Raw genomic sequence first — 19,911 nt, forward strand, 5'->3', positions numbered from 1 at the left:
TATGTACGCCATCGCCTTTGATCTTGGTACCACCACTCTGGCGGCCTCGCTGGTCGAGCTGAGCAGCGGCCGTCGTTGTGCCATGGACGGCAGTCTGAATCCGCAGCGTTCGTTCGGTGCTGACGTGGTAGCGCGGCTGGATGCAGCCGTACATGACACGTCGGCAGCCTCGGCCATGACCGGCCTGGTCCGCGCTGAACTTGGCCGTTTAGCTCAATCGCTGCTGCAGCAGTCCGGTGTTGGAGAAAAGCCGGTGCGTCTGGCGGCAGTGGCCGGTAATCCGGCCATGCAGCACCTGCTGCTGGGCTGGCCGGTTGAGACGCTGGTCCGGCCGCCCTTTCGGCCGCGTCAAACCACGGGACTGACGATAGCTGCTGCAGAGCTGGACTGGGCGTTTTGCGAACAGGTGTATCTCTTTCCCCAGCCGGGCGGGTTTGTGGGGGGTGATACGGTGGCCTTTCTGTTTGGTTGCCAGCAGCAGGCGCCGTCGTCACCGGCCCTGTATCTTGATATGGGCACCAACGGCGAGATGGCGCTGGACGACGGGCAGACGCTGTGGGCCACCTCGGCCGCTGCCGGTCCGGCCTTTGAGGGGGGCAACCTGAGCTGCGGCATGGCTGCCTTGCGAGGCGCCATCAGTGATCTCTCACTGGATGATGATCGCCTGCAGACCAGCGTGCTTGGTGGCGGAAGACCGCTAGGTATCTGCGGTTCTGCCGTGATCCGGCTGGTGGCGGCGTTGCGCCGTAAAGGGATCATCGATCGCTCGGGGCGTCTACTCACTCCCGCTGAGGTCTCGTCCAATCTGGCCACCCGGCTCATGGAGCGTGCCGGTGAGCTGGTCTTTGTGCTGCACCGTGATGCCCAGGGGCAGGTTGTACTGACACAGGGCGACATCCGCCAGCTGCAGCTTGCCAAGGGAGCGGTGCGGGCCGGTCTGGACGTGTTGCTGGAGCGGGCGCGTATACATTGTGACGCCTTGCGGGACCTGATCTTGACCGGTTCCTTTGGGGCGGTTTTGGAGCCGCAGGACCTGAAAACCGTTGGCATCTTCAGTGAGGAAATGGTAGAAAAGTGCCGTTTTGTCAGTGAGGGCGCCCTGGCAGGTGTGGAGCGCTTTGTACTGCACCCAGAGGGTGTGCCAGCCGTTGAGTCGCTGGCTGCCCGTTGCCGGGTGGTGCCGCTCTCCGGTACCCACCTGTTTGAACAGAAATTTCTCGAACAGATCGATTTTCCTGCATAACTTTCCCGATATCCGCGAGCGATAGAAAACAACAAACGAAGGGGTTTTACGTATGGCAAAAATTACCCGTGCATTGATCAGTGTCTCCGACAAGACCGGTGTGGTCGAGTTTTCAAAGGCCTTGGCAGGCTACGGCGTGGAGATCCTCTCCACCGGCGGTACCGCCAAACTGCTGCGTGAGGCAGGGCTGACGGTCAAAGACGTCTCCGAGTTTACCGGCTTCCCCGAGATGTTGGACGGCCGGGTCAAGACCCTGCATCCCAAGGTGCATGGCGGCCTGTTGGGTATCCGTTCCAACCCGGAGCACCAGGCCAAGATGCAGGAGCATGGCATCCAGCCGATCGATCTGGTGGTGGTGAACCTGTATCCGTTCGAGGCCACCGTGGCCAAGCCGGATTGCCACCTGGAGGAGGCCATCGAGAACATCGACATCGGCGGTCCCACCATGCTGCGCTCGGCAGCCAAGAACAACCGTGACGTGACCGTGCTGGTGGACTGCAAGGATTATCAGGCCGTGCTGGACGAGATGGCTGCCAATGGCGGCTGCGTTTCCGAGAAGACCAATTTTCGTCTGGCGGTCAAGGTCTATCAGCACACCGCCGCCTATGACGGCGCCATCTCCAACTGGCTGGGCGCCCGTCTGGGCGACGAAGCCGTGGAGTATCCCGAGACCTATAGCCTGCAGGTCAAAAAGGCCCAAGACCTGCGCTACGGTGAGAACCCCCACCAGTCGGCCGCCTTCTATGTTGACCCCAGCGTGACCGAACCCTGCGTCTCCAATGCGGTGCAGTTGCAGGGCAAGGAACTGTCCTTCAACAACATCATCGACCTGGATGCCGCCATTGAGACGGTCAAGGAGTTCAACGGCAAGCCGGCGGCGGTGATCATCAAGCATACCAACCCCTGCGGCGTGGCCCTGGGCGACAGCCCACTATCGGCCTACCTCAAGGCCCGTGAGTGCGACCCGGTTTCGGCCTTTGGCGGCATTGTCGGCTTCAACCGTCAGGTGGATGCCGATGCGGCCCGCGAACTGACCTCCACCTTCCTGGAGGCGGTGATCGCCCCCGGTTATACCCAGGAAGCACTGGACATCTTCACCGCCAAGAAGAACGTGCGGGTGATGCAGGTGCCGCTGTTGGGCGACCATGCCCAGACCGGCTACGATATGAAGCGGGTGGTGGGCGGTCTGCTGCTGCAGGGCCGCGACCTGGGCATGGTGGCTGCTGCCGATTGCCGCGTGGTGACCCAGCGGGCCCCCAACGCCACCGAGCTGGCAGCCCTGGATTTCGCCTGGCGGGTCTGCAAGCATGTCAAGTCCAACGCCATCGTCTTCACCAACAGTGATCAGACCGTGGGGATCGGCGCCGGCCAGATGTCTCGGGTGGATTCCTCCAAGATCGCCGTGCAGAAGGCGCTCTTGCCGATCAAAGGCACCGTGCTGGCCTCTGACGCCTTCTTCCCGTTCCGCGACGGCGTGGATGCCGCTGCCGAGGCCGGGGTGACCGCCATCATCCAGCCCGGCGGCAGCGTGCGGGATGAAGAGGTGATTCAGGCGGCCAATGAGCATGGGATTGCCATGATCTTCACTAACATGCGCCATTTCCGTCATTAGACGCGCGTTGATAAACGCCCGTCTGCTGCGTTGTCTCGTCGCTGCGCGGCTCACAGAGTAGCAGGGATCGTCCTCTTTTCCGCGATCTCGGCGTCAGATGTCGCGCATGCTTGTGCGGCGTACTTCGTTGTACGCCTCCGCGCATGCGCTCATCTTTCTTGACCTCACGAAAAATAGAACGATCCGATAGAGAGGTAATCGTATGAAGGTTTTGGTGGTGGGCGGCGGTGGCCGCGAACATGCCCTGGTCTGGAAGATTGCCCAGTCGCCGCTGGTGACGCAGGTGTTCTGTGCGCCGGGTAATCCCGGTACGGCCAGCCTGGCGGTCAACGTGCCGATCAAGGCCGATGAGATCGACAAGCTGTTGGGCTTTGCCAAGTCAGAGGGGATTGACCTGACCGTGGTAGGCCCGGAACAGCCGTTGTCCTTGGGGATCGTGGATCTGTTTCAGGAGTACGGCATGAAGATCTTCGGCCCCAGCCGTGCCGCTGCCCGGATCGAGGCCAGCAAGGCCTTTTCCAAGGACCTGATGCAGAAGTATGGTATTCCGACCGCCGCCTATGGTGTCTTCACTGAGATCGAGCCTGCCCTGGCCTTTATCCAGCAGACCGGCGCGCCGATCGTGGTCAAGGCCGATGGCCTGGCCGCCGGTAAAGGGGTGGTGGTTGCCCAGACGGTTGAGGAGGCCAACGCCGCAGTACATGAAATGCTCTCAGGCAACGCCTTCGGTGCTGCCGGCTCCCGGGTGGTGATCGAGGAGTTTCTGGAGGGTGAAGAAGCCTCATTTCTGGCAATCACTGACGGAAAAGAGGTAATCCCCTTGGCCTCGGCCCAGGATCACAAGGCGATCTTTGATGGTGACAAAGGCCCTAACACCGGTGGTATGGGGGCCTACTCGCCGGCGCCGGTGGTGACACCGACCGTGCATGCCGCAGCCATGGAGCAGGTGGTGCAGCGGGCGGTGGACGGCATGGCCGCCGAAGGCTGTCCCTATCGCGGTATCCTGTATGCCGGTCTGATGGTCAAGGATGGCCAGGTCAAGACCCTGGAGTTTAATGCCCGTTTTGGCGATCCCGAGTGCCAGCCGCTCCTGATGCGGATGCAGTCCGATCTGGTGCCGCTGCTGATGGCGGTTGCCGATGGCAGCCTGGCCGGTAAGACCATCGAATGGTACGACCAGGCGGCGGTCTGCGTGGTGATGGCGGCCGAGGGCTATCCGGGCGAGATCGCCAAGGGTGATGTGATCAACGGTCTTGATGCTGCTGATGCGCTGCAGGACGTGACGGTCTTCCATGCTGGTACGGCAGAGCAGGACGGCACGGTGGTGACCGCCGGTGGTCGTGTGTTGGGAGTGACCGCACGGGGCACTACGGTGGCGGCCGCCATTGAGCGGGCCTACCAGGGAGTAGCTGCCATCAGTTGGCGGGGTGTCCAGTTCCGGCGTGACATCGGCCGTAAGGCGCTCGACCGGCGCTGATTGGTATGCTTAATGCTTGACATCATGGAAAGGGCTATGCTTTAGTCCTTCTAATTTTGACACCCTAGAGGAGGTTGTAACGATGAAAAAAGCTCTTATTGCGATGGTTGCCGTGGTTGCCTTTGCTGGTTCCGCCTTTGCTGCTGCCCAGGAAAACTACGAGTACAAGGGTGGTTCCTTCGGCAAGGTGGCCTTCCCCCACAAGGCTCACATGAAGCTGGGCTGTGCCAAGTGCCACGAAGGCGCCCCCAAGAAGGTAGAGATCAACAAGGACGTTGCCCACAACCAGCTGTGCGTCAAGTGTCACAAGGCAGAAGCCAAGGGTCCCCAAGGCTGCAAGGATTGCCACAAGAAGTAGCCTGACCTGATGGTCAGTGTTTCTCCGAAAGGGCCGGCATCTGCCGGCCCTTTTTGTTTACGTTGTCGAGTCCTGTTTGGGCAAAAAAGCACTACCTTTTTCAAGGTGGATGGTTTATAAAACAGACTTAATACAAGACATAAATGGTCTGGTATTATGAGTCTCAGCTAATACATCTTCTGGAGTGACAATCTTGAGTACGAACGAACGCAGCCTGGTACAACAAATCTGGGATTTTTTCTGCTCACTTAAACTGACCATCTCCCTGCTGATCACCCTGGCGATCACCTCGATCATCGGAACCATTATTCCCCAGTTTCCCAACATCGATGAACGCTACTGGGCCACCATCAGCGCTACCAAACGGGCGTTGTACGAGAAGCTGGGCTTCTTTGACATGTACCACTCCTGGTGGTTTCTGGCGTTATTGGCCCTGTTTACCATCAACCTGATCGCCTGCTCCATCAAGCGCCTGCCTCATGTCTTCAAGTTTGTCAGCGAACCGGCCACCACGCTGTCAGAGATGCAGCAGAAGATCTTCCCCTCCCGTGATTTCAAGCTGGCATCCTCTCTAGAGGAGAGCAAGGATCGTCTGGCTGCGTTCCTGGGGGCAGAGTTTGCCAAGCCGGTCATCACCAAGGTGGATCACCAGTATCACCTGTTTGCCCAGAAGAATCCCTGGTGTCGGCTGGGGGTCTATGTGGTGCACTTCAGCATTGTGGTGATCTTTGTCGGCGCCATCATCGGCAACCTGTTTGGTTACAAAGGGTTTGTGGCGATTGTTGAGGGTGAAACCATCAACGCCATTCAGGCCCGTAGCGGCAAGACCATCCCACTGGGCTTCGAGGTCCGTTGTGATCAGTTTACGGTCACTTTTTACGATGCCCCCGGCGGCGGTCCGAGCGGCATGCCCAAGGAGTTCAAGAGCATCCTGACCCTGACCGAAAACGGTAAGGAGATTCCCGATTACAAGCATGTCCGTCTGGTTGTTAACGAGCCGCTGACCTACAAAGGAATCACCTTCTATCAATCCAGTTATGGGCCGGCCTCGGATCCGACTGCCTTCTTCTTCTCGGTGACCAACCGCAGCAGCGGCGCCAGCGAGCAGATCGCCCTGCGGCCGGGAGCACAGACGAAACTATCGGACGGTCGCAGCGCCAGCATCGTGGATCTGACCGACAATCCTGGTGAGGGACTGGTGGCTACTCTGCGGGTAACTGGCAGCGGTGAGCCGCAATTTTTCAGGGTCTATAAAGAACAGCCTTCGCTGGACGATCTGCGCGGCGACCGGCTGATCTTCACCTTTACCGGCACCGACGCCAAGATGTACACCGGCCTGCAGGTCAACAAGGACCCCGGCGTCTGGGTGGTCTGGACCGGCTGCATCATGATGTGTCTGGGGCTGTGCATCGCCTTCTTTATGTCCCACAAACGGGTCTGGATTGTGTTGTCCCCCGGCCATGCGCGGATCTTTGGTAATGCCAGCAAAAACCAGCCGGCCTTCCAGGACGAATTTGAGGCCCTTGCAGAAAAACTGCACAATCAGAACATCTAACGGAGGAATGACCGTTTATGCTGAGCGCCAAACTCTTTAACATCACCACCATCTTCTACATGGCCTCCACCCTGGCCTTTTTCATCTACCTGGCCGGCCGCAACCAGAAGGTCGGCCTGTCCGGCTCAGTGCTGGCCTGGATCGGCTTTGCCATCCATACGGTGGCCACCGGTCTGCGCTGGAAGGAATCCTACGACATCGGCCTGGGCCATGCCCCGCTGTCCAACCTGTACGAGTCGGTGGTCTTCTTCGCCTGGAGCATCGTGCTGATCTTCGGCATCATCGACGCCAAATACAAATACCGGGTGATCGGCGTCTTTGTGATGCCTTTTGCCTTGCTGGGCATGACCTGGGCCCAACTCTACCTGCCGGCCGACATCAACCCGCTGATGCCTGCCCTGCAGAGTAACTGGCTGACCTACCACGTGATCACCTGTTTCCTGGGCTACGCCGCCTTTGCCGTGGCCTGCGGGGTATCGATCATGTACCTGATCAAGGTACAAAGCGAAGAGAAGGCGACTGATGCCGCCGGCGGTATTCTCTCGCTCTTCCCGCCCACCAAGGTGCTGGATGACCTGAATTACAAGGCGATCATGGTCGGCTTTCCGCTCCTGACCCTGGGGATCATCACCGGTGCGGCCTGGGCCAACTACGCCTGGGGTACCTACTGGAGCTGGGACCCCAAAGAGACCTGGTCCTTGATCGTCTGGTTCGTCTACGCCGCCTTTCTGCATGCCCGCTTCACCAAGGGCTGGGTGGGCCGCCGGGCGGCCTGGCTGTCGATCATCGGCTTTGCCGCCACCATCTTCTGCTATTTGGGGGTCAATCTGTTGCTGTCTGGTCTGCACAGCTACGGCGGCCTGTAAAACGATCTTTTTCCGTCCTAGGCACGTCTGCCGGCGGCAGGGCTTGTGCGGCGTACTGAGCAGTACGCCTCCGCGCCCTCCCTGGTCAGCCGCACTTAGGACGAAAAAATCTTTGCTTTATGTTACAAGACAGGAAAAACCGGGTCCGCCCGGTTTTTCTCGTTTACACGAGGTATTCTTGACCATCACCATTGTCATACCGATTCAACCGGGGCTGGTGCCGAAGGCAGTGCAGCGGGTCAGACGGCTGAGCTGGCCGCATGAGCAGCTCGAACTGCTGGTGGCGGAAGGAACCAACCCCAGTCGTCAGCGCAACGAGGCGGTGCAACAGGCCCGCGGTGATATCATCTATTTTCTGGATGATGATTCAGCGGTGGCGCCCGATTGCCTGCTGCGGATCGAGGAACATTTCCGGGATCCCCAGCTGCTTGCCGTTGGTGGCCCGTCGCTGACTCCAGTCAGCGATTCGCTGCTGCAGCGTGCCATCGGCGCTGTCCTGGCCTCTCCGCTGGGGGCAGGCGGGGTGCGTAACCGTTACCGTTCCGTGGGCAGCCTGCGGGAGACCACAGAACGTGAACTGATCCTCTGCAATCTGGCGGTACGTCGCGCGGCGTTCCTTGCTTGCGGTGGCTTTGACGAGCGGCTCTACCCCAATGAGGAAAACGAGTTTCTCGACCGGTTGCAGGCAAGCGGCGGCAGGCTGCTGCATGACCCCCAGCTGCCGGTTGAACGTAGCCAACGCCCCGATCTGGCTGCCTTTGGCAAGCAGATGTTCCGCTATGGCCGCGGCCGGGCCCGCCAGACCCGCATGGCCGGCTTGTCCGGGATAATGCCCCTTGCGCCGCTAGGTTTCGTGCTCTACCTGGTAACCCTGCCGCTGGTGTCAACACCGTTCTGGCGCCTGCCGTTAGGGGGCTACGCTGCAGTCTGCCTGGTGTGTGGTCTGCGGGCAGCGGCCAAAGCCCGCAACCCGTTGTTTGCCATGCTGCTGCCGGCCCTGTTTCCGCTTTTGCACCTTGCCAATGGGGTGGGACTTCTGGCCGGGTTTCTGCTGCCGCTGCCGCCTCAAACATGCTATAACCATGCAGCAGTTACGGTGCGTCGCCTGGCGTTGTCCGACCAGTAATCAGGAGTTGTCAGCATGGATCTGAGTGTCGTAATCCCGATCTACTACGAAGAAGAGAATATCCGTCCACTCTACGACGCCGTCACTGCCGTCCTTGAACCCACTGGCCTGAGCTATGAGATCATCACCGTTGATGACGGTTCCGGCGACGGTTCCTTTGCGGTGCTGAAGGAATTGGCCCTGGCGGACAAGCGGGTGCGGGTGATCCGCTTCCGCCGTAACTTCGGCCAGACCGCCGCCATGGCGGCTGGTTTCGAGGCATCCCGCGGCGCGGTGATCATCCCGATGGACGGCGACCTGCAGAACGACCCGGCCGATATCCCGCTGCTGCTGGAAAAGATCAGGGAAGGCTATGATGTGGTCTCAGGCTGGCGCAAGGACCGCCAGGACGCCTTCATCAACCGCACGCTGCCGTCGCGCATCGCCAACGGCCTGATTTCCCGCATGACCGGCGTTCACCTGCACGACTACGGCTGTACCCTCAAGGCCTATCGACGCGAGGTGCTGGAAGGGATCGGTCTCTACGGCGAGATGCACCGTTTTGTGCCGGCCCTGGCATCCCGCGTGGGGGCCAAGGTGACCGAGCTGGCGGTGCGCCATCATCCGCGGCTGCACGGCCAGAGCAAATACGGTATCTCACGCACCATGCGGGTGGTGCTGGATCTAATCACGGTCCGCTTCCTGCTGTCCTATGCCACCAAGCCGATCCAGCTGTTTGGCAAGTGGGGCATCTATGCGGTGCTGCTGTCGTTTGTGACCGGCGGCGCCACTCTCTGGATGAAGCTGTTTAACGACTACAGCATGAATCGCAACCCGCTCCTGATCCTGACCGCCTTTCTGCTGTTCATGGGGGTGCAGTTCATCGCCCTGGGGCTGTTAGGGGAGTTGAACGCCCGCACCTGGTACGAATCGCAAGGCAAGCCGGTTTACACCGTCAGGGAGCGGTTGAATGAGCCGGATGACCATGTCTGATCAGTACGCCCAGACCGGGATGCGCATCCTGATGATCGCTCCAACCCCCTATTTCTCGGATCGGGGCTGTCATGTCAGGATCTTTGAGGAGGCGCGGGCCCTGATGGCACAAGGCCATCAGGTGAGGATCGTCAGCTACCACCTGGGGCGCGATCTGGAACCGGTGCCGGTTGAGCGGACCATTGATGTCCCCTGGTATGAGAAGCGGGAGGCCGGCCCTTCCTGGCACAAACTGTATCTGGATCTGCTGTTGCTGGTGGCGGCAGTGCGGTGTGGCCTGCGCTTCCGGCCGCAGCTGGTGCACGGACACCTGCACGAAGGCGCGTTGGTGGGCTGGCTGGTGGCCAAGCTGCTGCGGGTGCCGCTGGTCTTTGACTACCAGGGCAGCCTGACCGGCGAATCGCTCAACCACGGTTTTTTTAAGCGGGATTCGCTACTGCACCGCTTGTTCAGGGCGGTAGAGGGGGGCATCAACCGGCTGGCCGATCTGGTGTTGACCAGCTCAACCCCCGGCCGGGATGAGCTGCTGGAAAACGGCTTGCCGGAAAAACGGGTGGTCTCCTTTCCGGACGGTGTTGACAGCATGGTATTTCGTCCGTTGTCGCGCAGTGCTGCACGCCAGCGGTTGGGCTTCAGCGACGATCTGCCGCTGGTGGTTTACCTGGGGCTGCTCAACCCGTACCAGGGCACCGACCTGCTGCTCAAGGCTGCCGTGCTGCTTAAAGAACGGCGCTGCACCTTTCATCTGTTGCTGATGGGCTTCCCGGATGAGGCCTACCGCGTCAGGGCCGAACAGCTGAAACTGGCCGGTTTTGTGACCTTTACCGGTCGGGTGGACTATGACGATGCACCACTGTTGCTCTCGGCCGGTGATCTGGCGGTTTCGCCCAAGCTCTCGACCACCGAGGCCAATGGCAAGCTGCTGAACTACATGGCTTGCGGCCTGCCCACGGTCTGCTTTGAAAGCCCGGTCAACCGTGAGCTGCTGGGAGATGACGGTATCTATGCCGAGCCGGCCAGCGCCGAGGATTTGGCCCGCAGCATCGAGCAGGCCCTCCAGGATCACGATGATCTGCAGCAGCGGGGCAAGCGCCTCAGGCTGCGGGCCCGTGAGGAACATGGCTGGAAGCGTCGGGCAAGCCAACTGGAAGGTCTCTACCAGCGTCTGTTGACGGTTGCAAAATAAGCGGGTCTGAGGTAATGGTTCACACCATGAACAAAAAAGCACTGCTATCGCTGGATGACTACACGGTCTTTCGCCTGCTCTGTGAACTGGACAAGGGGGATGTGGGCTCGCAGCGCGACCTGGCGCGTCGCCTGCAGAGCGCCCTGGGGCTGGTGAACGGCTACCTGAAGGTCTGCAGCGACAAGGGGTGGGTGCGGGTGCGGGATCTGTCCAGCAACCGTAAAAGCTACCAACTGACCGCCAAGGGTGGCGCCGAACGGCGTCGTCTGGCGCTGCTGCATGCTCGTTACCTGGATGATATCATCGCCGTCATACAGCAGGAGTATTGTCAGATAGCCGCCCAGCTCCGGGAGGAAGGGGTAGAACGGGTTGCGTTCTGCGGTGTTGACGGCGGTGCCGGCATTGCCTGGCTGGCGATGCAGCAGGCCGGCCTGGAACTTTCACTGGCCATGGATACCTGTGGCGTTGGCGAACGATTCATGGGGGTTGAGGTGGTCTCGCTGGCCTACGGCCTGCTGGGGGAGACCCACCGGATCGTTATCTCATCCCTGCGGCGGGCTGCAGAACTGAAGGCCGCGCTGCTGGAACTGGGGGCCAAGCCGGAAACCATCCTGGTGCCGTCCTGTTTTCTCGAGCTGCCGTATGCAGGCTGACAGCACGTTTTCGTGCACCAGCCGCAGCCATTGACCACGTGCGCCATGCTTACCTTCATGCGTCGCTGTCTCCCCGCTTTTATCACCAGCCGACTTGGTGCCTTGCTGCAGGCACCCGGCTTCAATAATACCCTCTGGCTGTTCAGCGACCGTCTGGTTCGGATGGGCGTTGGCCTGGTGGTGGGGGTCTGGATAGCCCGCTACCTGGGACCGGAAGGCTACGGTCTGCTCAGTTTTGCCGGTTCCTATGTGATGCTGTTTTCCGCACTGGCCCTGTTCGGGCTGGAAGCACTAGTGGTGCGCGAGCTGGTGAACGACGCGGCTAACCGGGCCGCGATCCTGGGCACCAGCTTTCTGATCCGTCTGGCAAGCGGGGTGTTGGCCTACCTGCTGGCTGTTGCCACGATCCTGGTGCTGCGTCCGGGCGATAGTCTGGCCCTGCTGCTGGTGGCCCTGCTGGGCAGTTCGTTGTTGTTCCAGGCCAGCGAGGTGGTGGACCTCTGGTTTCAATCCCGCGTGGCGTCACGTTATACGGTCATGGTGCGGATCGCCGCCTTTCTGGTCTCCAGTGCGGCAAAACTGGCCTGTGTCCTGGCCGGTGCCTCGCTGACCGCCATTGCCATTGCCACGGCGGTCGAGGCGTTGCTGGTGGCCTGCGGCCTAGTGTTTGTGTATCTGCGTAAGGCGGAGCGGCTGAGCAGTTGGCGCTGGGATGGCGTCCGTTTCCGTTCGCTGGTCCGCAGTGCCATCCCGATGGTCCTGTCGGGGGTGGTGCTGATGATCTACCTCAGGATCGATCAGGTTATGCTGGGGGCGCTGACCAGCGAGGCTGAGGTCGGTTTTTACGCCGCAGCGGTCCGTATTTCCGAGGTTTGGTACTTTGTGCCGGCCGCCATTGTCTCCTCATTGTTTCCCCGTATCGTCGAGTTGCGAGCCACTGATCAGGCACAGTTTGAGCAGCAGCTGCAACGGCTCTATAACCTGTTGGCCTTCCTGGGCTACGCAGTGGCGCTGCCGGTGACCTTGCTGGCCCCCTGGCTGGTGCAGCTCCTGTTCGGCAGTGCCTATCAACCGTCTGCACCGTTGTTGGCTGTGCTGATCTGGGCCGGCCTGTTCGCCAACCTGACCGTTGCCCGCAATGCACACTTCATCGCCCTGGATTGGGGTCGGGCCCAATTGTGGACCGCCTCGACCGGTGCCATTGCCAATATCCTGCTCAATCTGTTGCTGATACCGCGCTATGGCGCCATGGGGGCTGCCGGGGCAACCTGCCTTTCCTACTGGGTGGCCGCCCAAGGGGCCTGTTATCTCTCGCCTTCGCTCAGGCCGGCGGCTGCCATGATCATGCGCTCCCTGCTGTTGCCGCGTTGGTGGTGAGATGGCCTCTCTGACGAACCTGAAGATAGTGCTGCTGTTTGGCAACCTGGAGCTGGGGGGGGCGGAGCGGCAGGGGTTACTGCTGGCCCGGCATCTGAAGGAGCAGCAGGGGGCAGAGGTGCAGGTCTGGGGCCTAGGCGCAGGGCGGGGTGCCGTTGCCGACCAGTGCGAGGTCTGGAATATCCCCTGGCGGGCGGTGACGCTGCACTGGGGGCTGCGTCGGCGGCTGCCGCACCTGCTGCGGCTCTGGTGGCGTCTGCGTGGCGCACAACCGCAGATCGTGTTGTCATACACCAAGGTGCCTAACCTGGCCGCGGCGCTGTTGTGGCGGTGGTGCGGGGTCCAACTTTGCGTCTGGAACCAGGCCGACGCCGGCCTGTTGTTGCCGTCCACCTGGCTGCATCGCTGGGCCATCAGCCGGGTCAAGCAGTTCATCGCCAACGCAGAGGGGGGGCGACAGTACCTGTTGAAAACCTTCGGCCTGCTGCCGTCCCAGGTGCGCTTGATCCGCAACGGCGTCAGCCTGTCGCCAGCGGTGGACGATCGACCCACCTGGCGGCAGCGGTTGTCTGTGGCTGCGGATGCCGTCGTGGTCGTGATGGTGGCGAACCTCAGCTGCTACAAGGATCACGCCACCCTGCTGCGGGCCTGGCAGCTGGTGGTGTCACGCACGGGCCGCACTGACCTGCTGGTGCTGGCAGGACGCTTTGACGATCAGGCCGTGCCCCTGCAGCGGCAGGCCAAACAACTGGGGGTTGCCGGCCAGGTGCGTTTTCTGGGTGCGGTGTCGGATGTGTCGGGGTTGCTGGCCGCCGCTGACCTCTGCGTGCACAGTTCACCCAGCGAGGGTATTCCCAATGCCGTGCTGGAGGCCATGGCCAGCGGACTGCCGGTGATCGGCAGTGATATCCCTGGCCTGCGCGAGGCGGTTGGCGAAGCGGGTCTCTCGCTGCTGGCGCCGGTGGGGGATGCGGAGGCGCTGGCCGCTCTGCTGCAACGGCTGATGCAGGACCCAGCCGAGCGCCAGCGTCAAGGGGCGCTGATGCGGCAGCGTGCCGAACAGCGGTTCGCTCTTGACGGGATGTGCCGCGAGACGGTGGACTACCTGCAGGCTGCCTTGGATGGTGCTCCATGACGACCTCGGTGCAGAGTCATCCGCTGATGCTGCTGCTGGTCAGGCTCGGTGTCGGTCTCGGTCGGCTGATCGGTCGTTATGTGCCGGTTCACAACCGCTCAGGTCTGTTCTTCTTTTTCCCCTTTTATCACACCGGCGGGGCGGAGCAGGTGCACGTTGATATTGTAAACTGTTTCGCACAGGAGCGGCCCTGGGTCTTCTTTGCCAAGCGCTCCCGGGATCGACGCTTTTGGAAACAGTTTACGGCTGCGGCGCGCTGCTTTGCTGTCGGACCGTTCCTGAAATACGGCTATCCCTTCAGTGCCGGGCTGCTGGCCGGCCTGATTGGCAGACATCCCGGGGCGCGGGTCTTCGGCTGCAACGCCCTGTTCTACTACCTGCTACTGCCCCATCTGCCGGACCATGTGCGGGCAACTGACCTGCTGCACGGGCTGGGGGGCGGCGCGGAGCGATTTGCCCTGCCGGTGCTGGATCGTCTGCAACAGCGGGTGGTCATCTCCCGCGGGGTCAGGGATGAACTGCTGGCCTTCTATCGTGCTGAAGGCGTGGCTGCTGATCTCGACAGCCGTCTGACCGTGATTGCGAATCGGGTGGAGGTGCCGCCGGTCTGTCCTGAAAAAACGTCAGTCGGGCCGCTGCAGCTGCTGTTTGTTGGCCGGGGCAGTCAGGAAAAACGGATCCATCTGATCGGTCGTGCCGCACAACGCTGCAGCGACGCGGGTCTGCCGGTGGTCTTTACCCTGGCGGGCGATCTGGCTGACTGGCTTGAAGACGGAGATGCCGCCTGCTGTCGGCTGACCGGCCAGATCGACGACCAGGCAAGACTGGTACAGCTGTACCGGCAGTCCCACCTGGTGCTGATCAGCTCCAGTCGCGAGGGATTCCCGCTGACCGTGATGGAGGGAATGGCCCAGGGCTGCGTGCCGCTCTGTTGCGCGGTGGGTGGCATTCCGGAGCATGTCAGGCACCAGGAAAACGGCTGGCTGCTGCCGGCCGACGATGAGCATGCGGTGGTTGAGGGCCTGGTGGCAGCGGTTGCCACACTGGCGGCTGACCGTCAGCAGTTGGCGCGCCTGTCGGCCAGCGCCTATGCCTACGCCGGCCAGCATTTTTCCGGTGCGCGTTTTTGCGAGCAGTATCAACGGGTGATCAAGGGATGAGTGGACCGCTGGTCAGTGTGGTCATACCCTGTTACAACCAGGGCCGCTATCTTGCCGAATCGATCGGTTCAGTGCTGGCATCCGGCTATGCCGAGTGCGAGATTGTAGTGGTGGATGACGGCTCGACGGACTTGGAAACGTCAGAGATCCTGGCGGCGCTGGACTATCCCCGTACCCGGCTGATCCGCCGGGAGAACGGCGGGCTGGCCGCTGCCCGCAACAGCGGCATCGCCGCAGCCAACGGAACCTACATCCTGCCGCTGGATGCCGACGATCGGATCGGCCCCGCGTATCTGGCCCAGGCGGTTCAAGCCTTTGCGTCCGATGACCGTCTGGGGATCGTCTACTGTCGTGCCGAGAAATTCGGGGCCGAGAGCGGACCGTGGCGTCTGCCGCGCTTCAGCCGCTGGCGGATGCGGCTGGGGAATGTGATCTTTTGCTCGGCGCTGTATCGCAGGGCGGATTGGGCGACGGTGGGTGGCTACGATGAGCAGTTGCGCCGCGGCTGGGAGGACTGGGACTTCTGGCTGTCGCTGCTGGAGCTGGGACGGAGGGTGCGCTGTCTGGAACTGACCGGCTTCTACTACCGTAAGAATCCGGCCTCCATGGCGGCCGGTATGGAGGCCGGCCTGAAGGCTGAACTGCATCGGCGGCTGTTGGTAAAGCATGCCGTTTTTTTCGGTGGTTGGTCAGGCGCGCTGTCGCTGCTGCTGCCGTTGTATTATCGTCTGGCCACTAGCCGGATCTACCGTCGTATCAAGAGAGGGGCAGGGCGTTAGGATGAGGATCGTCTTTCTGGCACCGTTCGGTATCCGTCCCAAGGGGACCGTGCAGGCCCGCATGCTGCCGCTGGCCAAGGCACTGCAGGCACGGGGTCACGAGTTGGAGATCGTGGCCCCGCCCTACACCAACCCGGCGGATGCCGGCCTGGTGGAACAGGTGGAGGGGGTAACGGTGCGCAACGTGGCCCTGGGTCCGGCCATCGGTCTGCTGGCTGCGCCGTTGATCGCCTGGCGGATGCTGCGAACGGCCCTTGACCAGCAGCCTGACCTGATCCACCTCTTCAAGCCCAAGGGGTATGGCGGGCTGGCGGCCTTGCTGCTGCTGGTGCTGCGGCAGTGCGGTCTGAAGCTGCCGCTGTTGGTGGTGGACAGCGATGACCGTGAAGGCACCGGTGGTATGAACGATCAACATCCCTACAGTTGGCCGGAGAAGCGTCTGTTTGCCTTTCAGGAACAGGTCCTGACCCGCTGGGCCGACGGGGTGACCGTGGCCTCCCGCGCCCTGGAGTCGCTGGCCTGGGGCATGGGCGCCCGGCAGCAGCGGACCCTCTATCTGCCCAACGGACCGCTGCTGCGGCCTACAGGTGACCGCCTTGCGGGACGACAACGGTTCGGTATCGCGCCGGATCTGCCGGTGCTGCTGCTCTATACCCGTTTTTTCGAGTTTTCCCAGCAACGGCTGCACCAGGTGCTGGAACGGCTCTGTCAGTGGCTGCCGCAGTTGCGGGTGCTGGTGGTGGGGCTCGGGCCCCGTGGTGAGGAGCGTGAGCTGGAGCAGGCGGCCTTTGTGGCCGGTTTTGGCGATGCCGTGGTCATGGCCGGTTGGCAGGAACCGGCTGCCTTGCCCGATTGTCTGGCAGCTGCCGATGCGGCGATCTATCTGTTTGACGATAGCCTGCTGAACCGGACCAAGTGCCCAGCCAAGCTGGCCGAGCTGGCGGCAGCCGGCATGCCGCTGGCGGCGGAGCGGGTGGGGCAGGTTGGCGAATATCTGGTTCACAACGAAAGCGCCCTGCTGGTGACCTCCGGCGATGTCGACGGTCTTGTGGAGGCTGCGCAACGTTTGTTGGCGGACCGGGAGCTGGCCAGCCGGCTGGGAGCGGCCGCTGCACAACGGGTGCGGATCCAGTTTGCGTGGGAGAACGCTGCCGTAAGGCTTGAGCAGTTATATGATGAGGTGCGCCGCTCATGAACCGTACTGCATCCCGTAACTGGCCGGTGCTGCTGCTGTTGCTGGCCCTGATGGTGGCCCTGTTCAGCCCGATCCTGTTCACCCCCAAGATCGTACGGGCTCCGGATATCCTCAACGAGTTCTTCTGGGGGGTCTACGACGCCTATGGCAAGCCGTTTTGGTCGCTGCTGCGGGTCGATCTGTCCAGCGCCGGCTGGAATCCCTACATCAACAGCGGCCACAGCAATGACGGCGGCATGGCCTCGATGCAGTTCCTGTACCTCTACCGGCTGGTCTTCGGGCTGATACCGGCCCCGGCCAGCGTGGCCTGGTTCATGGTGTTGCATCTCTTTCTGGGCGGAGTGGGCACCTATTATTACTGCCGTCTGGTGGGCAGCTCACGCTGGGGCGCCCTGTTCGGCGGGCTGGTGTTTGCGCTCTGCACCGAAAACGTCTCACTGGTAAATGCCGGCCATGTGATGAAGATCGCCACCATCGCCCATGCCCCTTGGGTCTTGTACTTCCTTGAAAAGGGCCTTCGTTCGCGGCGCTGGCTGCACTACCTGGCGGCCGGGCTGGTGCTGGCCTTCCAATTCTTCAACACCCACTGGCAGATATCGTTCTACACCTGTCTGGCGGTGGCTGCCTACCTGCTGGTGCGCCTGCTGGAGGGCGGTTCGGCACGTGAAAAGGGGCGCGACCTGCTGATGACGGCGGTGATGACCCTCTTCTTTTTGTGTGCGGTGGCCATCTCCCTGGCGCCGCTGGCCAGCTGGTCCCGTGACACCAACCGTGGCGTCCACTCCGGAGCCAACCAGGGCAAGGGTGGCTTGGCACGGGACGAGGCGATGATGTGGTCGCTGCCGCCGGAGGAGACCGTTGCCCTGGTGATACCGGGGCTGTTGGGGCTCTCGCGTCAGGAGGCCGGTGATCGCCCTGCTGCCGGGCAGGTCTACTACTGGGGGCGGATGGTCTTTACCCAGACCGCCTCCTACTTTGGGCTGCTGCCCTGGCTGCTGCTGCCGTTGCCGCTGCTGCGGCAGCGTGATCGCATCACAACGGCCGCCCTGTACGCGGTGGTCGGCGGCCTGCTGTTCTCCATGGGCAACTACACCCCGTTTTACCATCTGCTCTATGATTATCTGCCCGGGATCGACCGCTTCCGGGTGCCCAAGATGATGCTGTTCATCACCGCCTTTGGCCTGGCGGTGCTGACGGCGCGGGGGATCGACCTGCTGCGGGACGAGCGGCAGTGGCGTTCGCCGCAGATCAAGCCGTGGCTGGCATGGGTGCTGGCCTTTCCGTTGTTGTTGACCCTGCTGCTACTGATCGAGCAGCTGTTCGGTGCTACGGTCAGGGAGTGGATCTCTGATCTGCTGGTTCGGCCGACCCGCTATGAGAACGATGCCGGCTTGGCCATGCGGCGTTGGGCCCATCTTGAGCAAGAGACCGGTATCGCCCTGACCCTGGCCAGCCTGCATGCCTTGCTGTTGTTGGCGCTGGTACGGCGCAGACTGACGGTCGGCATCGGCACGGTCATTCTGCTGGCCCTGCTGGTGGGCGACCTGTGGCGCGTCAACCGGCAGTTTCTGGTGCTGACCGACCCGCCCAAGCGGCTGGGGCAGTCTGCCAGCCCGGCCATGCAGTGGATCAAAGAACAGGGGCACGGGGCAGGGGGCAGGGGGCAGGCAGGAAAGCAGGGAGGCGAGGTGCCCCACTACCGTACTCTATTGCTGGGAACAACCGATCCGATGCGCTATGCGGCGGCCAAGCTGCCGGTGCTGTTCACGGCCAACGCGGTGCAGAAGCGTCGCTGGCAGGAATATCTGGACATCATGTCCTTCCGCTCCGCCCTGCCCGACATGATGAATGTGCGCTGGCTGGTCTACGGTCAGCAGGCGTACCAGCGTGATCAGGACTACTTCGCTGCACACTATCAGCCGGTCTTTAGTGGCGGCGGCGAGGTGGTGCTGGAGAATCGACAGGTGCTGCCCAAGGCCTGGCTGGTGAACCGGGTTGAGGTGCTTGCCGACTCGGGGCAACGTCTGAAACGGCTGCAGCAGGCATCCTTTGATCCTGCCCACACGGCAGTGGTTGAGTCACACCCCCTGGTGCCGCTGGTGGCCTCGGAGCAGCCTGGGGTGGTTACGCTACAGCTCAACCAGGCCGAACGAATGGTCCTGGCGGCTGAAACCGCTACCACGAGCCTGCTGGTGGTGGGCGAGAAGTATTACCAGGGCTGGCAGGCTACGGTGAACGGCAAATCGGCGCCCATCGTCCCGGTCAATCACATCCTGCGGGGAATCTATCTGCCGCCTGGCAGCCATACCGTAGAGTTTCGTTTCGATCCGTTGCCGTTCAAGATCGGCACGTGGCTGACCCTGGGGGCGTTTACCCTGTTTGCGCTGATAGCAGTGCGGGAATGGCGGTTCAGGCGGAGATCAGCCCATGTCGTTTGACCTTTGCCCATTGACCTTTGACGCTGATGCTCTCACCCGCGACGAGCTGAAGCGTTTTGGACTGACCTTGCACCAGCCCAAGGACGGCTACCGCTTCACCCTCGATCCGTTACTGTTGTGTGATTTCAGCGGGGCCTGCGCTGAACAGACCATAGCCGACCTGGGTGCCGGCAGCGGTGTGATGGCGCTGGTGTTGGCCCGTATGGCCCCCCAGGGCCGGGTGACCGCCTTTGAACAGGACGCGGGGGCTGCCGGTTTGGCTGTGGAAAACGCACGTCAGAACGGTTTGGCTGAACGGGTGACGGTGCTGCATGAGGATGTCTTGCATATTCGTCGTCATTTGCCAGTCTCCAGTTGTGACCTGGTGGTCAGTAACCCCCCTTACCGCAAGCAGGGTAAAGGACGGCTGAACGAGCACCCCGGTCGGTTGTCGGCCCGTCATGAGACCACCGCCACCCTGGTCGATTTTCTGGCTGCCGCCAAGTATCTGGTGAAGCCGACCGGCCGGATCTGCTTGGTGCACCACCCCGACCGGCTTTCAGACCTGTTGGTTGCGGCGGCTGAACTCAAGCTGACCGTGCTGCGTCTGCGGATGGTACACGGAACTCCTGAGGCCGAGGCCAAGGTGTTTCTGGTCGAGCTGGCCAAGGGGCGCCGACATGGCGCGCTTCAGGTGCTGCCACCGTTGATCGTCAGGCGTGATGGCCAGAACTATACCGCTGAGGTCAGGAAAATCCTGATGGGAACGTAAAAAGGGCGCCGAGATCGGCGCCCTTATT

17 protein-coding genes are annotated in these 19,911 nt (G+C 61.9%); all 17 read left to right on the plus strand.

All coding sequences use genetic code 11. The annotated features are described in order from the left end of the window. The first annotated feature begins 1 nt into the window (after nucleotide 1). The gene (locus tag RBQ93_RS05040) at nucleotides 2-1,243 is read left to right on the plus strand and encodes an ASKHA domain-containing protein (RefSeq protein ID WP_320370940.1); all 1,242 of its coding nucleotides are present in this window, start codon (nucleotides 2-4) and stop codon (nucleotides 1,241-1,243) included. A 52-nt stretch (nucleotides 1,244-1,295) separates the two neighbouring features. Beyond that, nucleotides 1,296-2,855 (plus strand): bifunctional phosphoribosylaminoimidazolecarboxamide formyltransferase/IMP cyclohydrolase, encoded by a 1,560-nt coding sequence (gene purH, locus RBQ93_RS05045; protein WP_320370941.1) that lies wholly within the window; start codon nucleotides 1,296-1,298, stop codon nucleotides 2,853-2,855. 202 nt (nucleotides 2,856-3,057) lie between these two features. After that, nucleotides 3,058-4,332 (plus strand): phosphoribosylamine--glycine ligase, encoded by a 1,275-nt coding sequence (gene purD, locus RBQ93_RS05050; RefSeq protein WP_320370942.1) that lies wholly within the window; start codon nucleotides 3,058-3,060, stop codon nucleotides 4,330-4,332. Between the two features lie 82 nt (nucleotides 4,333-4,414). Then, complete coding sequence (locus tag RBQ93_RS05055; RefSeq protein WP_320370943.1) at nucleotides 4,415-4,690, plus strand: cytochrome c3 family protein; 276 nt, start codon at nucleotides 4,415-4,417, stop codon at nucleotides 4,688-4,690. A gap of 184 nt (nucleotides 4,691-4,874) precedes the next feature. Next, nucleotides 4,875-6,245 (plus strand): cytochrome c biogenesis protein ResB, encoded by a 1,371-nt coding sequence (locus tag RBQ93_RS05060; protein ID WP_320370944.1) that lies wholly within the window; start codon nucleotides 4,875-4,877, stop codon nucleotides 6,243-6,245. Between the two features lie 17 nt (nucleotides 6,246-6,262). Continuing rightward, on the plus strand, nucleotides 6,263-7,111 hold the full coding sequence (gene ccsB, locus RBQ93_RS05065) for a c-type cytochrome biogenesis protein CcsB (protein ID WP_320370946.1): 849 nt from the start codon (nucleotides 6,263-6,265) through the stop codon (nucleotides 7,109-7,111). 178 nt (nucleotides 7,112-7,289) lie between these two features. Then, nucleotides 7,290-8,237, plus strand: coding sequence for a glycosyltransferase family 2 protein (locus RBQ93_RS05070; protein ID WP_320370947.1), 948 nt, complete (start codon nucleotides 7,290-7,292; stop codon nucleotides 8,235-8,237). A 15-nt stretch (nucleotides 8,238-8,252) separates the two neighbouring features. Further along, on the plus strand, nucleotides 8,253-9,209 hold the full coding sequence (locus tag RBQ93_RS05075; protein ID WP_320370948.1) for a glycosyltransferase family 2 protein: 957 nt from the start codon (nucleotides 8,253-8,255) through the stop codon (nucleotides 9,207-9,209). After that, a complete protein-coding gene (locus tag RBQ93_RS05080; RefSeq protein WP_320370949.1) occupies nucleotides 9,187-10,395 on the plus strand; it encodes a glycosyltransferase family 4 protein in 1,209 nt (402 codons plus the stop codon). Before RBQ93_RS05075 ends, RBQ93_RS05080 begins: the two co-directional genes overlap by 23 nt. Before the next feature lie 26 nt (nucleotides 10,396-10,421). Beyond that, nucleotides 10,422-11,048 (plus strand): transcriptional regulator, encoded by a 627-nt coding sequence (locus tag RBQ93_RS05085; RefSeq protein ID WP_320370950.1) that lies wholly within the window; start codon nucleotides 10,422-10,424, stop codon nucleotides 11,046-11,048. A gap of 45 nt (nucleotides 11,049-11,093) precedes the next feature. Continuing rightward, nucleotides 11,094-12,425 carry a flippase gene (locus tag RBQ93_RS05090; protein ID WP_320370951.1) on the plus strand — a complete coding sequence of 444 codons (1,332 nt, stop codon included), beginning with the start codon at nucleotides 11,094-11,096 and terminating at the stop codon, nucleotides 12,423-12,425. Nucleotide 12,426: 1 nt separating this feature from the next. Further along, nucleotides 12,427-13,560: a glycosyltransferase gene (locus RBQ93_RS05095; protein ID WP_320370952.1), complete on the plus strand. Its 1,134-nt coding sequence runs from the start codon at nucleotides 12,427-12,429 to the stop codon at nucleotides 13,558-13,560. Next, nucleotides 13,557-14,720, plus strand: coding sequence for a glycosyltransferase family 4 protein (locus RBQ93_RS05100; RefSeq protein ID WP_320370953.1), 1,164 nt, complete (start codon nucleotides 13,557-13,559; stop codon nucleotides 14,718-14,720). The genes RBQ93_RS05095 and RBQ93_RS05100 overlap by 4 nt, the downstream gene beginning before the upstream one ends. Next, complete coding sequence (locus RBQ93_RS05105) at nucleotides 14,717-15,499, plus strand: glycosyltransferase family A protein (RefSeq protein ID WP_320370954.1); 783 nt, start codon at nucleotides 14,717-14,719, stop codon at nucleotides 15,497-15,499. Before RBQ93_RS05100 ends, RBQ93_RS05105 begins: the two co-directional genes overlap by 4 nt. 1 nt (nucleotide 15,500) lies before the next feature. Then, entirely contained in the window at nucleotides 15,501-16,694 is a 1,194-nt protein-coding gene (locus RBQ93_RS05110; RefSeq protein WP_320370955.1) for a glycosyltransferase family 4 protein, read from the plus strand. Beyond that, complete coding sequence (locus tag RBQ93_RS05115; RefSeq protein ID WP_320370956.1) at nucleotides 16,691-19,132, plus strand: YfhO family protein; 2,442 nt, start codon at nucleotides 16,691-16,693, stop codon at nucleotides 19,130-19,132. The genes RBQ93_RS05110 and RBQ93_RS05115 overlap by 4 nt, the downstream gene beginning before the upstream one ends. Further along, a complete protein-coding gene (locus tag RBQ93_RS05120) occupies nucleotides 19,122-19,883 on the plus strand; it encodes a tRNA1(Val) (adenine(37)-N6)-methyltransferase (protein WP_320370957.1) in 762 nt (253 codons plus the stop codon). The genes RBQ93_RS05115 and RBQ93_RS05120 overlap by 11 nt, the downstream gene beginning before the upstream one ends. Nucleotides 19,884-19,911: the final 28 nt, after the last annotated feature.

Source organism: Trichlorobacter sp., from assembly GCF_034008105.1.
Lineage (GTDB): Bacteria > Desulfobacterota > Desulfuromonadia > Geobacterales > Pseudopelobacteraceae > Trichlorobacter.

Coding starts and splice junctions, on each gene's coding strand:
- RBQ93_RS05040 (WP_320370940.1), top strand. CDS start 2: ATGTACGCCATCGCCTTTGATCTTGGTACCACCACTCTGGCGGCCTCG.
- purH (WP_320370941.1), top strand. CDS start 1,296: ATGGCAAAAATTACCCGTGCATTGATCAGTGTCTCCGACAAGACCGGT.
- purD (WP_320370942.1), top strand. CDS start 3,058: ATGAAGGTTTTGGTGGTGGGCGGCGGTGGCCGCGAACATGCCCTGGTC.
- RBQ93_RS05055 (WP_320370943.1), top strand. CDS start 4,415: ATGAAAAAAGCTCTTATTGCGATGGTTGCCGTGGTTGCCTTTGCTGGT.
- ccsB (WP_320370946.1), top strand. CDS start 6,263: ATGCTGAGCGCCAAACTCTTTAACATCACCACCATCTTCTACATGGCC.
- RBQ93_RS05075 (WP_320370948.1), top strand. CDS start 8,253: ATGGATCTGAGTGTCGTAATCCCGATCTACTACGAAGAAGAGAATATC.
- RBQ93_RS05080 (WP_320370949.1), top strand. CDS start 9,187: ATGAGCCGGATGACCATGTCTGATCAGTACGCCCAGACCGGGATGCGC.
- RBQ93_RS05085 (WP_320370950.1), top strand. CDS start 10,422: ATGAACAAAAAAGCACTGCTATCGCTGGATGACTACACGGTCTTTCGC.
- RBQ93_RS05090 (WP_320370951.1), top strand. CDS start 11,094: ATGCTTACCTTCATGCGTCGCTGTCTCCCCGCTTTTATCACCAGCCGA.
- RBQ93_RS05095 (WP_320370952.1), top strand. CDS start 12,427: ATGGCCTCTCTGACGAACCTGAAGATAGTGCTGCTGTTTGGCAACCTG.
- RBQ93_RS05100 (WP_320370953.1), top strand. CDS start 13,557: ATGACGACCTCGGTGCAGAGTCATCCGCTGATGCTGCTGCTGGTCAGG.
- RBQ93_RS05105 (WP_320370954.1), top strand. CDS start 14,717: ATGAGTGGACCGCTGGTCAGTGTGGTCATACCCTGTTACAACCAGGGC.
- RBQ93_RS05110 (WP_320370955.1), top strand. CDS start 15,501: ATGAGGATCGTCTTTCTGGCACCGTTCGGTATCCGTCCCAAGGGGACC.
- RBQ93_RS05115 (WP_320370956.1), top strand. CDS start 16,691: ATGAACCGTACTGCATCCCGTAACTGGCCGGTGCTGCTGCTGTTGCTG.
- RBQ93_RS05120 (WP_320370957.1), top strand. CDS start 19,122: ATGTCGTTTGACCTTTGCCCATTGACCTTTGACGCTGATGCTCTCACC.